The following is a 14,155-nucleotide window of genomic DNA, read 5'->3' as shown; positions in this document are numbered from 1 at the left end:
GCGTTCAGCCTTCCTCGAGCATCTTGCGGGACGCGAACAGCTCGGCGTCGCTACGGATCCCGAGTTTGCGATAGGCGGACTGCTTTTGCGCACTGATGGTTTTCGGGCTGCGCGAGAACTTCGATGCGATATCGGAAACGGACATGCCTGCCAGGTAGCAGCGCAGAACCTCGTGCTCACGCGGGCTGAGACGCAGGTTTTCGGACAGTTCGGAATCGGATGAGCTGGCGCTCTCATCGACGGTGGGCAGACGCTCGAGTGCGCTCGGATCGGCGCTCGTGCTCGTCAGCATTTTGCGGGACAGTTCGGAGCTGATATACGGACGTCCGTTTGCAACGACGTGAATCGCATGTGCCAGCTCCCGGAGATTCTCGCTTTTGCCGAAGAATCCGAGCGCGCCGGCGCGCATCGTCATGTTGACGGTTGCGGGCGTATCGCTGCTCGATGTCATCAGGATTCTGCAATCCGGGAAGCGTGTGGCGACCAATTTGACCAGATTGAGGCCGTCGATTTCGTCCGGGCCCAACATGTAGTCGAGCAGCACCACGTCTACCGGATTGGATTCGAGCCAGCGAATCAGGTCGCGCGACTTCGCGAAGCTTGCTGCGACTTCGATACCGGCCTGCTCCGTCAGGTAGCAGGCGATCCCGTGCTGGACGACGGCATGGTCGTCCAGAATCACAACCCGGATCGGTTGATGCGTTGGCCTCATTGCAACCCCTTCTTTTCACAAACCTTTCAATGCAAGGGGATAATTTTAAACCTGCCGACTTGTCTCTGCTCGAATATTCGCGAGAGACGGCCGATCGGCCAGCGTCAACTGCTGGCCGACGTGGGTGTTGGGGTGGCGCAGTCAAGCGCCAATCGATGCGTTGAGCCAGAGCAACCTCGGATGTGTTACGACGGATGTCGTCTGGCCACGCTTTGCCGTACCTCGCGGCGCTCAGATTGACGCAGAGATACTCAACGGAATGTACACAATGCCCCGAATCGGCACCGCGCATACGTCGCGCATGCATGTCGCGGCGTCCATCCCGCTTATTTCCCGTTAAATGCGCAGCGTGGAAGGAATGCCGATGACGGCCGCGCCGTTGGTGCCGACGAACTTGCATCGCAAACCTTCGCGTGTCTTCACGTTGTCGGCCACCACGTTGACCTGTACTTTGCTGCCACGCGATATGCCGACCTACCTGGATGGCTGATCATCTGTCGGATGATCGACGATTTGGATGAAACAAGAATCCGCACACTCGAGCAGGTACACGCCGTGCTTGACGGTTTGCAGACGCTGGATTTGCACCAGAGGCCAACGCGCAAGCGCGTTGGCCGTGGATCTTTGGAGCGGGTTGCACTTCGGCATGTCGCTCACCGAAGCGTCGTGGCAGATGCCCGCGTTCCTGGTTACACCGACTCAGTTACCGGTGCGCCCATGGCACGCCGGGTGTCCGGGAATCGCCACGACCTTCCCGTTCACGGGTAGCGGCGCGCCCGGGTAGACATTGAAGGCGTCCAGCGCGCGACCGTCCACTTTCGCGCCCTCCACGCGGTAGCGCACATTTCCGGTCGCCGCCACACGCGCGCCCAGCTCATCGCATTCGACGGAGAGTGCTTCACGTTGCCGCGCCGGCAACTGGCGAACCAGCCCACTGAAGGCCAGGTTGACCACGACGCTGGCGGAAGTCGCCTTTTTTTCCGCGCCCAGCACTTTCACCACCGGCTTGACGTCGAGCCGATACACCGTCTCCGTGTCGACCGGATGCAACGGCTTGAGGGTGAGCGTCTTCGTCTGCCCGGGCGCGAGACTCATGCGGAACGGAAAGGCGTAGAGCGAAGGGCGCGCCGCATCGCTGACCGGCTCGAGGCGCTCGTCGTCCAGCGGAACGCCCGGGTTGAGCAAGCGCGACAGCGAAATGCTGACGTATTCGGGCCGATCGCCGTTGTTGACGACCTGGACGGTCATCGCGTGCGCATCGACCGTCACTTCCTTCGGCATCAGATCGATGGCAGCAAAGGACGGCGTTGCGACGGAAAGGCACGACACCATACATACGGCAGGAAGTATGGAAGCGATCAATTTCATGTTTTGGTAACGACGGTGAATGTCAGCGTGTCGACATAGTCTCCATCCTTTACACGGCCGCCCACCGATGTCTCGAAGGTTGGAGCGAAGCATGTTTTCCCACTGGAGTTGAGCGCCAGCGCCGTATTGCTGCCGTTCGGCAGCGACAGTTTGGCGGTGCCGCTGTCCAGCGTGACCTTATATGGAACGGTTTGCGTCGGATCCTCGATGTGCTTGAGCCGGTAACGGTTGCCGCTCACACCGTTGGCGCTCTCCGCATTGATGACAAACAATTTGCCACCGACTGCCGTGCCCGTGTAGGTGAAGCAGAGCTGCTCCGCGCTATTGGTAAAGGTTTTTGTCGCGTCGCCTTGCGGCAGTTCACCGAGGTTCCAGTCCGGTGCCGACACTTTGATTTGGATTGGAAGCGGCGGCGCCGACGTTTCCGGTTCCTTCGCGACCATGCAATTCCCGTTGCGACCATCGCGCGCGATGTAGGCCCCCCCTTTGATTTCCACAACATGGCCGGAAGTATGGGCCACGTAATTTGCAGCTTGAATCGCTACGGCGGGCCACGCGGAAACCCTGCTGTTCTTTATCAATACTTCCACGTTCGCGACAAACGCCTCCTCTTTCATCCAAGCAGGCTCTCCCCAAAACCAATTATGGCCATTAAATATATCAAATTCAGAGTGGTTTCCTGTATGCATATGCTTGACTCCGTCCATCCACACTGCATCTGCCACGCGCTTGCTTGTGGTTTGTCGGCCATTTTTATCATATGCGTAAACGAGAATTGCGCGCGACCGGTAATCGTTATACTCGTGACCTGCAAGGTGTCCAACCACTGGCTTGAAGTCAATCTTCAGCTTGATTGTGCTTGTTCCATTTCCATTATCTTTCCACGAACATGCGCTATAGCCATTGATGACATCATCGGTTCGCAAGAGGGCAGCATTCGCTTTTCCGGCAATGGAGAAAGCGCACAAAATCAATGCAATTTTCAATGGATCGCCATGCATTCCGCACCTCTATACATATTATTTAAAAACACCAATGTTCCTGTCGCCCGGAGTGGCAACTCAGCCGTGAAACCATAAGATTCACATGAGACCTGCGACGCTCGATCAGCGGAACGACGTTAAACAGATGAAGCTGCCGTCGAAATCTCGACGGGCTTGCTCCCGCGACCGTTTCAGGATGACAACACGATGTCAGGGCGCCTTGACCACCGGCTCGAACGTCATCGACAAGACGCCGCTATAAGCGCCTACGGTGCTCCTGAAATCACCCTCCGGCGGGTAAGCCGAAATCGCGAGCGTGTAATTGCCTACCGAGTCCACACCGGCCTCTGGCGGTTCAGGATTCGAGAATTGCGTGTTCCGGCCCACCGACAGCACCTTCTGCTCATCACCTTCCCTGCCCAGCGTCACCTTCGGCGACCGGAATACCTGGGCCGGATTGGACTGGTTGCCGATCGTCAGCGGGTCGTCGAGGCGAACCTGGAACGTCTTGTTCGTCGACACGACTCGCAGGCGTGCCTGCACTTCATACGGCGTGTCCCAACCGCCGAGCTGCTGCATTTCCAGATTGGCGAACCACCCGCCCTTTTCGTCCGTCACTTCCAGCACATTCGGATTGAACACGCGCGCCGTGACCTTGCTCTCGGTCTTGCCGGTTAGCACCACGGTTTGGGACAGCGCGACGGCGGGCACGAACAGCAGCGCGATCAGCCAGTTACGGGGAGTGAGCGTTTTCACTGGATCTCCTACGAATTGATAAGGATAGCGAACGCGTGGACATGATTTCCGTCGTCCGCTTTCACACTGGAGCCGGTCATGGCTTAGCGTCCTCCCGAGCATCGACTGCCGTCTTTTGATGGGCCAAGGCTCCTGAGGCAGACGGCAACGTCCGCCGCGAGCATCACTTCAGCAAGGGATCTGCATTGAGCTGATAGATCACGGCGCCGTAACCCACCCTGACGAACAAGGGCGTAAGCACCCTTTCATGCTGCGAGGTTTCGACGAGAATTCGCTCCCTTGGCCGGAAAGTCACTCGCCATACATGCGGTTTCGACGGTGTGCTCAACTCCTTCACGACCATCTGATAGGTCTGCCCAGGCGCCAAAGAGAGTCGGTTCGGGAGCACCAGCAAGCTCGGCCGTCTCACCTCCGAAACCGGCACCAGGCGCTCCGGCGTTTCCCCCGGATTTGCCACGAGATGCTGCTCGACATCCAGATACAGCGGCGTATCGCCGGTGTTTTCGACGCGGAGCGTGCCAACGGGCTTGCCGGGTGCCACGGTCAGCTCCGTTCGAGACAATTTCAAAATGCCGGCGGCCATGCTGCTCGTACAGCAAAGTGCCGCCAGCGCGCCCAGCGCCCAACGCCGTTGGCGTGTCATCACGGGCATTCCAGCGTCACAGGCTTGTCGTCGACGCGCAACGACATGCGCTTCGTCGAAAAATGCTGCGGCGTGCCCGGAAACACGGCAACGCTGTGCGGTGCCGTCGCCTTGTCGATCGTCACGTCTTTGAACACTTCGCGGATGTTTCCGGTGTTTTCCAGCGTCAGCCCGCCGCGCTCGCAACGATGGGTCCAGCCCGACCTTTGCTTGTCCGGCGGCGGCACGTGGCGGACAAGCACGCCGTAGCCGACCGCCATCGACATCGGCGCCGTGATCTTGTCCTGCGGCGCGGCATCGACCTGGAGCGACCTGACCGGCACGATGTACAGGCGATACAGCGCTTCCTGCTCCGGCTCGGCGAGCGACTTCAGGACGACCGCGCGCGTCTGGCCCGGGCCGAGTGTCAGCTTGTCCGGACTGGCCAGCAAGCCGGGATGCTCGAGATCGCCGAGGTCAACTTTCTTTTCCGGCGTCATGCCAGGGTTCGTCACCTTCTGTAGTGAAATGTTCAGATACAGAGGCGCGTCGCCCAGGTTCTTCACAGTCACTTTCTGCTCGTGGGCGTTGAATACTTTGGTCGTAGCGGGCAACACCATCAGTTCGCCCTCCGCCAGGGCCGGTTGTGTCACCGCCAACAGCAACCCGCATAGCGCGGGAAGCAGTGTTCGAAAATTTATGTTCATTACGTTGCTTCTCCTGTATTCGAATGTGCCGTCGCCGTGCAGCGATAGTTGCTGCCCTTCGCGTCGTTCAAGTCGCAGCTGTAACGGCCGTCCTCCCGTTCGACGGTGATCAATCGCAGCATCTTCTTGCTGACGATCGAGAACAGCCCGTTCCGGTGGACCGTATCGCCGGTTTCGACGATCTTCCCGCTCACAGGATTGCCATCGGCATCCTGGAGGAAGCCGCTGTAAATCATGCTGATGTCGACCCGCGCCTTGGCCGAATAAACCTGCCCCGGATGGGCGCGGACGATATTCGCAGGCACTTCGATGTTCATGTCGAGGTCCTGGCTGCTACTCAGCACGCGTGCGAATGCCATATCGCTATATGCGTTCAGCGGCACCGCATAGGTGCTGTTGCCCGCGACAGGGTTGCCTTCAACGTCGAAGCCGTATTTCACCCCGGGGATGTCCGGCGTCTTCACCAGCATCGCGCTGCCGCTCGTGCTCTCGCGCCCGAACGCGACGCCATTCTTGCTCGCCGCGAACATGCCGCGGTAGTTGAAGTCGACGTTGCTGCCGCCCCTGCTGTGACCGATATTCAGCGATACATCACCGCGCGTGCCGGACCGGCTGCCATACGCGTTGACACCGTATTCATTGCCGACGCGATTGGCGTTCACCCCGACGGTTGTCGTGCCGAAGCTGTCCCGGAAATCCTTGCGGACGTCGCCACTCAATTGCGTCTGCCCGCCGGAATGTGCGGCGCTGACGCTCGCCTGCACCTTGTCCAACGACATGGTCATGTTGAAGTACACGCCATAACCGCCGCTGCCGCGTTCGGAGCCACCCTTCTGCACACCCAGCGCGAACGTGCTCCATAGACCGTTCGGTCGGTAGTTCCAGCGCACTTCCGCCTGATGCGACGCGCCGAAGTTCGACTTCTGGTAGTTGTAGCCAAGGGTCGCTCGGCGGTAGTTGCGACTGTACGACACGGCCGTGCTCGGCTGCCCCGGATAGAAGCGCGACACGTTGGTGTTCTGATAGCGGCTCACCATCAGGCTGCCCAGCGCTTCGCTGGCCATCGAGATGTTCAGGTAACCGCCTGCGCCTCGTTCGCCGCCCAGCACACCCAGCGTCGGCGTGACATCGATATCCGCGACTCGCGTCGGGCGCGTCACGTTCACTTCTCCGGCCCACTTCCCGCCACGGCCTGCGAGCATCGACGCGTTCAGATAGAACTGCTTCAGGTTCCGGCTTACTCCGGCTTCGACCAGATACCCGCCTTCGCCCATCTCCTTGCCGGCCGTCACGTGCCACGTGTTGCCGCCACCCACCGCGCCGAAGTTCAGGTTGTTGACTTCGCGAGTTTCGCGGCTGACTACGTTGCCGTTGCGATCGACGAGACGCACTTCCACCGAGTAGTAGCCGCCCGGAAGATCGGCGAAGCCGATCTCGTTGCGCCCGATCGCCGCCGGCAGCTTCATGATCAGACGGCCATTGCGGTAGAACTCGTAATTTCCGTCCGCGGTCGCATAGAGAATCAGCGAACCGGCGTTGTCGTTGAGCCGCAGGTGCGTCTGGCTGCCAAACGTCACGAACTGGTCGAAGCTGGGCGAAAGCAGTGTGCTGACCGAACCCGACGCATAATCGATGCTGTTCTGCTTGCCCATCCGCACATACGTGCGCGAGAAGTTCTTCTGCAGGTAATACGACGACAGCCCGCGCGAGCCGCCGCTGTAATTGCTGGACTCGGTATGGTTCGCGTACCAGTTCACGTAGCCGAAGCTCCGTGACGGAAGGCCGACCCACGTGTTGCCGCTGACGTTCACGGCCCGATAGCCATCCGACGCGGCACGCAAATCGACGGACTGGTTATTGACGATGCCCAGATTCGTCGGAGGTGCGACAAAGTCGTCGCGCGCATCGCGGATCGAAATCGATCGCTTCAGCTTGTCGACGGTCACGTAATAGCCGTCGATCTCGACGTCGCAGCCATTGCTGCAGCGCTTGTAGTCGAGTTGCGAAACGATGTGCTTTAAGGTGTCGATGTCCTCGGAAGGGATGCCGTTTTCTTCGTACTTGGCCGCATCGAACGCGAGTACACCATCCGCCTGCGAGTAACCGATAAATCCCGGAAGCGTTCTTCCGTTGAAGGTCGCCACGTAGTTCGCGCTATCGTCCATCTCGGCCGCGCTGAACCCTTCCGGCACGCCGTACGATATCTTAAGCTCTGCGAATGAGTGAGATGAAACAAAAAGAAACGCACCAACCCACAGCTTATTTAAACGGAAGGGGACTTGATCGGCAAACACGCAATTATCTACGGAGGGATTTGAGGAATGGACACACGAAGATTTTTTGAAAACGGAGTTGCAGCGGAAGCCCCCGGGTCGGGGCTCCCGCACAAATGGCTTACGGGTTCGCCGCAGCAACCGGCTCGAACACCAGGACGAGATCGCCGCTGTAGCTGCCGTTGGTGCTCAGGCTACCGACCTGCTCCGGCGATTCGACGTCGATCGTCACGTCATGGACTTCGTCGAAGCCGCCGTTACCGGCGGTGGTTTGCGTGATCTTCTGAACGGAACCGAACTTGACTTCGGTGTCACCCGCGGTGCTGCCCATCGTCACCTTGGCATTCTTCATTTCATACTTGCCGTTCGACAACTTCAGCGGCTGCGCCAGCGACACGTTGAACTCGGCGTTCTTCGACCACACGCGCACCGGCACGGTCTTCGAGAACTTCGTCTGCTTGTAGTCGCTGGGGGCAAGTTCTTCGGTGGCGTACCACGACGAGCCGTCCGGCTTCGACACGAACATCGCGTCGTTGATCTGCGCGGTCACCGTGATTTTCTTCGACACGGAGGGGTCGGCCTGCGCCGTGTGGGCGACGCCGAACAGTGCACCCGTGATGCCCAGCGCGAGAACGAGTTTGCGGAACTTCATTGATTGATCTCCATTCGTACAGATTGCAGACGAGGTGTCCTAACACATGAAGGGAACCTCGAAGGCCACGCAAATGCGGTTGGCATGAGAATTCTCTGATGTCAGAAAAATGAGGGATATAGGAATCGCCCTAAATCTCGGGCGAGATGTCTCTCGACCTCGGCCAGTGACCATCCGCCGAGTCGTTCCTGCGCGGCAATCGCTCCGCGTGCCCCTATTGGAACGTCACCACGAAGGTCGCGTCGACAGCCAACGACTGGCACGCTTATCGAGAACGTGCCGCCCACGCCAATCCGTTGCCGTTGCCGGCTGGCGACACGCATGGCCCGTTGACATTCATCGGCTCGATTCTGCGCAACCATGCGGTGCCGTCGTTGCAGGACACTGCACCGCGCCGACATACCGCCGATTGAACGCCAGCCAGCCGACGACGTCTCCGACGCGAACGACGCAATCCACCTGCAAGTCGCCCGCATCGTCGTGGACGACGTCCCGGAGCGCGTGCGACAAGCGGTGGACGCCGTGGTCGCGGCATACCGCCAGCGCACGATGACGTTCGCGGAACTGCTCGAGGTGGCGATCGACGTCCCGCGCGGGCACTACGTCAGGATGACAAAGTAATTCGACTACCTCATCCGGTGTGATTCGACTCTAGTAGGCAGGTTCGTCAACGCTGTAGCGGGCGCCACAAGGTGATTCTGAAGATCATTCATGAGGCAATCAATTATGGAATCCTTGATTTATTTCGACACATGGTTCGAATCGTATGCGGCGATACCGAAATAGAAGCATCCATAGATTTCGTCGGCTTTTGACACCGTCATCGCTATTGTCAGACAACAGTTTTTAGGACGATTCTTATATTTCATATCCCCTACTCTATTTAGTATCGAGTCCTTCGAATATTCAATTCAGGACAAGAATGAACAAGGTATATCGGGTCGTCTGGAACGTCGCAACTGGCGTGTGGGTCGCTGTGGACGAGCGGGTCAAGTCATGCGGAAAGTCGAAGAGTGCGCGCTCGGCTGCGACCGTTGCCGCAGTCGGCGCATCGTCGAAGTTCACGCCAGCGCTTGCCGTCGAGAAGTTGGCGCTGTCGTGCACGGCGTCCGGATCGGGCGCTGCGCACAGTGTTCGGATCCTGTTCGCTTCGCTCGTGATGGCGACTGCGGGGGTGGCGGTCCCATCCTTTGTCAGCGCTGCCGATGAAACAGTCTTAGGTGAGGGTGCTTCCGCAAAAGGCGATGGTGCCTGGAATATCAAGGGATTCGGAAACCGACGTACGGACGGTCTCGGCTTCGAAATCACGTCGGATCTTGCCAGTGTGGATTCCACGGCCATTGGATCCCATGCTGCGGCTTCGGGGTCCGGCACGACAGCCGTAGGGTCACATTCCCTCGCGAGTGCGGTTGGTGCGGCCGCTTTCGGTGGTTACGCCAATGCCGTGGGCCGCAACACGCTTGCCGTTGGCTCGGCCTCTTATAGTAGCGGCCTGCAATCGATAGCTGTCGGTTCGTTCTCGGCGGCAATCGCAGATCGTTCCAATGCATTCGGCACGCTGGCGACGAGCCGGGGTGTGGATGCGAACGCCATCGGCACTTCAGCCGATGCATCGGGGGCACGCTCAATCGCATTCGGCTCCGCAGCCACGGCTGTGACTTTTGGAACCTCCGCAAATGACGCAGACACGCTCCAGAACACCACCGATAACACCGCTGCGTCCGGCGCTGATTCCATCGCAATCGGCACCGGCACACGAGCCACTGCGACGGGTGCGATGGCACTCGGCGCAACGGCGTCCGCAACGGCGAACGACGGCGTAGCGCTGGGCAGCCAATCCATCGCCAATCGTGCTTCCGGCAAGGGGGGCAGCACGCTGTCCGCCGTCTCGGTGGGCAGCGGCGGCGACGGCACCGCAACGGCGACACGTCAGATCATCAGCGTCGCGCGCGGCACGCAGGATACAGACGCAGTCAACCTGTCGCAGCTCAAGGGCGTAACGACCGCGCTGGGGGGCGGCGCCAGGGTCAACGCCGACGGCTCGATCGCCGCACCGACCTACAAGGTCGACGGCAAGACGATGAAGGACGTCGGCAGCGCGATCACGAGCATCGACGATTCACTGACGACGCTCGACGGCCGCGTGACGCGGAACGAAACCTCGATCGAGCAAATGCACCAGGACTTGTCGAGCGGCGCGGTCGGCCTCGTGCAGCACGATGCGAGCACGAACAGCGTGACCGTTGCACGCGGCATCGGCGGTTCGGTCGTCGACTTCACCGGCGCCGAAGGCAACCGCGTATTGACCGGTCTCGCGAACGGCAAGGGCGACCGCGATGCAGTGACGATCGCGCAATTGCGGGCAGTCGGTCTGGTCGACCCGGAAGGACGGATGGTCGGCGCACTCACCTACGACGACATCGAACTGAAGCGTGCGACGCTGGGTGGTACGAGCGGCACGGTGCTCGCGAACGTTGCCAACGGCTCGATTTCGGCCGGCAGCATGGACGCCGTGAACGGCAGCCAGTTGTACGCGATCCAGCAGGAATTCGAGAACCGCCACAACGGCCTGATCAACCGCATCGACGTTGTCGAGCAGGCCGTCTCGAACGGCAACGGCAGCGGCAACATCGGCGGCGACGGCTCGCAGGCGACCGGCGACAACAGCACCGGGCTCGGTCAGAACGCCAACGCGTCGGGCAGCGGCAGTGCCGCGATTGGTCAGGACTCGAATGCGTCGGGCAGCAACAGCACCGCGGTCGGCCAGGGTTCGAGTGCATCGGGCGAAAACGCGATTGCGTTGGGCCAGGGTTCGACCGCGTCGGGCAAAGATGCGGTGGCATTGGGCCAGAACTCGGTCGCGGATCGGGAAAACTCAGTGTCGGTCGGCTCCGTGGGCAACGAACGCCAGATCACCAACGTCGCGGACGGCACGGCGCCAACCGATGCAGTCAACGTCCGTCAGATGAACAGCGCGCTCGGCAGCCTCCGCTCGGACGTCGAAGATTATCGCCGTGACTCGAACGCCGGCACCGCGTCCGCCGTCGCGATCGCGAACTTGCCGCAAGCGGCGCTCCCCGGCGAAAGCATGGTGTCGGTCGCGGGCGGCACGTATGCCGGCCAGTCGGCAGTCGCATTCGGTTTGTCGACCGCCACCCGCAACGGGAAGTGGGTGGCGAAGGCCAGCGGCTCGACCAACACGCGCGGCACGGTGGCGGTTGGCGCAGGTGTCGGCTACCGCTGGTAGGCGGCATCGATGCGTGAGCCGGACGATCGGCCGGCTGGTCAAGCATGTTTCTCATGCGCCTGACCGCCGGCCGAGGCCCTCGCTCTCTATGCAACGTCCTCGATTGGCGTAATCGTCCGATCAGGGTGGCGCCTGTGAATGCCGGTCTTCAGCACGAACAGAATGGCCGCCAGCGCGGTGCGAACCGGCACCGGAGCCTGAACCGACATGGCGTGGCTGGCGGCCGAACTTACCAAATTGACGTGGCCCTCATAGAGGGTTCACGTTACCCTTTTCAGCTTTGCCCGCAATATTGCTTCGCCCGTCCTGGGCCGTAGCGGGAGAGAACTCCGTAGAGGAAATTACATGTTGTGCAGATTAGTCGGCTTGCGATCCATCGCAGCGGATCGCAAGCGCTCGTGGGGCGCACTTGTCACTATGTGGTTGCTCGGCGCCATGCTGACCGGGTGTGGCGGCGGAGTCAACGGGACGAGTGTCATTCCAGCCGGGCTGATCTACAGCCACGGCTCGGCGGTGTACCCGGTGGGTCAGTCGATCGAACCCAACTCACCGAGCGGCGGCGGTGCGATCACGCAGTACAGCGTGAAGCCGGCGTTGCCGGCCGGCCTGAATCTCGATCCGGCCACGGGCGTAATCTCCGGCACGCCCATCTCGGCGACGGACACGGCGTCCTATACCGTCACCGGCACCAACAGCGCGGGAACGGTCTCGACCATCGTGAACATAACGGTCGTGTCAGCGGGTAAATTCATACCCGCCGGCAACATGGCCATCCCGCGGGCGGAGCACACCGCGACGCCGTTAGCCAACGGCAAGACGCTGGTCGTGGGGGGTGTCGACTACCTCGACGGCAAATCTCCAGCGGAATTGTACGACCTGAACAGTGGCGCCTGGTCGGCCACCGGCAGCATGGCCACGCCACGTTACGACCACACCGCGACACTGCTGCCCTCCGGCCAGGTGCTGGTCGCCGGGGGCGCCAACAACGGCGCTCAGATGTCAGCGGAATTGTACGACCCGGAGACCGGCACATGGTCGGTTACCGGCAGCATGGCTGCACCGCGCTATTACCATACCGCGACACCGCTGCCCAACGGCAAGGTGCTGGTCGCGGGGGGCTTCAACACGTTCACCGGCCTCCTGTCTGCGGCGGAGTTGTACGACCCGGGCACCGGCACGTGGTCCGCGACCGGCAGCATGGCCTCGGCGCGCGCCAACCACACCGCGACGCTGCTGCCCGACGGCAAGGTACTGGTCGCCGGAGGTGCGCTCCTCAATCCGAATTCAGCGGAGCTGTACGACCCGAAAACGGGCACATGGTCGGCCACCGGCAACATGGGCATCGCGAGGCTGGGCCACACCGCGACCCTGCTGCCGGGCGGCAAGGTACTGGTCACGGGCGGACGCAACAAGCAAGGTGCGGCCGAATTTTCTACTGAGCTGTATGACCCGAACACCGGCATGTGGTCGGCCACGGGCAGCATGGCCGAACCGCGTTACGACCACACCGCGACGCTGCTGCCCACCGGAAAGGTGCTGGTCGCGGGAGGCGTCAACGGCCCCGGAAACGGCCGTTCCTCCGCGGAACTGTACGACCCGAGCACCGGCACCTGGTCGGCCACCGGCGGGATGACTACGCCACGTTACAACCACACCGCGACGCTGCTGCACGGCGGCAAGGTGCTGGTCGCGGGGGGTGCCAACGGCAACAACCTGTCTTCGGCGGAGCTATACGAGCCGTAACCGCGAAATGGCGCATCGTCCGCACAAACCGGCGGACGATTCAAGTAAGCAAACAGCGGCCGGGGCATGCCCGCGCATCACGTCAAACGCCTGGCTAATCAACGGCACAGGCACTTTCAAGCCACGCAACCTGCGACTGGCAAAACTCGAGATACGCGCGAACCAGCGCAGACGGATGCCGATGCGATGGATACAGCAGGTTGACCTGCTGTTCGGGCAGCGGATGGCCGGGAAGCAATACCGTCAACCTCCCCTGCCGGATCGGCTCGGCAGCGAGAAATGGCGGCAGCTCCGTGACCACCTCGCCGGATATCGCGCGGCTGCGCAAGTGCGAATAGTCATTGGTGGACAAGACGGCGGCGGGTTCGAACGTCTGCTCGCCCAAACGCCACCCTCGATTGAAATTCGCACCGGTGCTCCAGACCGCGCACGGGAACCGGTGCAGGTCGTCCGGCGCCGCCGGCGTACCCAATGTGTCGAGCAAGCCCGGACTGGCGACCAGCACGTGCCGGTAGGACAGTAACCGGCGCGCCACCATCGCTTCGTGCGAGATCGCTCCGATGCGCAGTGCGACATCGATTCCGTCTTCGATCAGATCGACTCGACGCTCGGTCGAATAGACATGCAAGTCGATATCCGGATACCGCTTCCGGAACGCCGACAACAGATCCCACCACGCCTCGAATGCAGGCGGTAACGACAAGCGCAACCGCCCTTTCAGCCGAGCCTGATCGCTGACCACGGCCTGCTCGCCCTCGGCGAGTATTTCGACGCCGCGGCTGGCGTGCTCGTAGAGCCGGGTTCCCGCTTCGGTCAGCTTGGTGCCGCGCGCGGTACGCTCCAGCAACTGCACCCGCAGTTGCTTCTCGAGCGCGCGAATCCGGCGGCTGACCGTCGGCAACGGCATTTCCAGCCGCGCCGCGGCACCGGAAAGACTGCCCGTCTGCACGACGCCCACGAATATCCGCACATCGTTGAGATCCAATTCAGCCTACCAAAAATGAAAGCAATGTTTCCATTCTAGCCAGTTACATTCCAGATTTGAATCACCCAGAATGTCTGGCATTCGATGGCCATCGTCTGCCGGATGCG

General features: G+C 61.1%; 12 protein-coding genes. 3 read left to right on the top strand and 9 right to left on the bottom strand.

The features are described 5' to 3' along the window. Positions 1-4: 4 nt before the first annotated feature. From KY49_RS15965 to KY49_RS15930, 8 genes are all read right to left on the bottom strand, one after another. Positions 5-712: a response regulator transcription factor gene (locus tag KY49_RS15965; protein ID WP_042585585.1), complete on the bottom strand. Its 708-nt coding sequence runs from the start codon at positions 710-712 to the stop codon at positions 5-7. 699 nt (positions 713-1,411) lie between these two features. Beyond that, positions 1,412-2,080 (bottom strand): hypothetical protein, encoded by a 669-nt coding sequence (locus KY49_RS15960; RefSeq protein ID WP_331456552.1) that lies wholly within the window; start codon positions 2,078-2,080, stop codon positions 1,412-1,414. Beyond that, the gene (locus KY49_RS37375) at positions 2,077-3,081 is read right to left on the bottom strand and encodes a hypothetical protein (protein ID WP_042585583.1); all 1,005 of its coding nucleotides are present in this window, start codon (positions 3,079-3,081) and stop codon (positions 2,077-2,079) included. Before KY49_RS37375 ends, KY49_RS15960 begins: the two co-directional genes overlap by 4 nt. 192 nt (positions 3,082-3,273) lie before the next feature. Continuing rightward, positions 3,274-3,819, bottom strand: coding sequence for a hypothetical protein (locus KY49_RS15950; RefSeq protein WP_042585582.1), 546 nt, complete (start codon positions 3,817-3,819; stop codon positions 3,274-3,276). 163 nt (positions 3,820-3,982) lie between these two features. Further along, positions 3,983-4,402, bottom strand: coding sequence for a hypothetical protein (locus KY49_RS15945; protein WP_331456551.1), 420 nt, complete (start codon positions 4,400-4,402; stop codon positions 3,983-3,985). Positions 4,403-4,461: 59 nt separating this feature from the next. Beyond that, positions 4,462-5,148, bottom strand: a complete 687-nt coding sequence (locus KY49_RS15940; RefSeq protein WP_042585581.1) for a pilus assembly protein — start codon at positions 5,146-5,148, stop codon at positions 4,462-4,464. Beyond that, positions 5,148-7,313 (bottom strand): TcfC E-set like domain-containing protein, encoded by a 2,166-nt coding sequence (locus KY49_RS15935; protein ID WP_042585849.1) that lies wholly within the window; start codon positions 7,311-7,313, stop codon positions 5,148-5,150. Before KY49_RS15935 ends, KY49_RS15940 begins: the two co-directional genes overlap by 1 nt. A 229-nt stretch (positions 7,314-7,542) precedes the next feature. Continuing rightward, positions 7,543-8,073, bottom strand: coding sequence for a CS1 type fimbrial major subunit (locus KY49_RS15930; protein WP_042585580.1), 531 nt, complete (start codon positions 8,071-8,073; stop codon positions 7,543-7,545). A 480-nt stretch (positions 8,074-8,553) separates the two neighbouring features. Between KY49_RS15930 and KY49_RS37370 the strand changes: the two genes are divergently transcribed. From KY49_RS37370 to KY49_RS15915, 3 genes are all read left to right on the top strand, one after another. Next, entirely contained in the window at positions 8,554-8,694 is a 141-nt protein-coding gene (locus KY49_RS37370) for a hypothetical protein (protein WP_156162544.1), read from the top strand. Between the two features lie 301 nt (positions 8,695-8,995). Next, complete coding sequence (locus KY49_RS35725; protein ID WP_082062394.1) at positions 8,996-11,320, top strand: YadA-like family protein; 2,325 nt, start codon at positions 8,996-8,998, stop codon at positions 11,318-11,320. Positions 11,321-11,737: 417 nt separating this feature from the next. Further along, positions 11,738-13,063, top strand: coding sequence for a kelch repeat-containing protein (locus KY49_RS15915; RefSeq protein ID WP_197083582.1), 1,326 nt, complete (start codon positions 11,738-11,740; stop codon positions 13,061-13,063). Positions 13,064-13,157: 94 nt separating this feature from the next. Here KY49_RS15915 and KY49_RS15910 read toward each other — a convergent pair whose 3' ends face one another. Continuing rightward, the gene (locus KY49_RS15910) at positions 13,158-14,048 is read right to left on the bottom strand and encodes a LysR family transcriptional regulator (RefSeq protein WP_042585578.1); all 891 of its coding nucleotides are present in this window, start codon (positions 14,046-14,048) and stop codon (positions 13,158-13,160) included. Positions 14,049-14,155: the final 107 nt, after the last annotated feature.

Origin of the sequence: Burkholderia sp. MSHR3999 (genome assembly GCF_000833595.1) — a bacterium.
Taxonomy (GTDB): Bacteria; Pseudomonadota; Gammaproteobacteria; order Burkholderiales; family Burkholderiaceae; genus Burkholderia; species Burkholderia ubonensis.
Note: the sequence above shows the minus strand (reverse complement) of the source record. Positions and strands in the feature narration are given on the sequence as shown.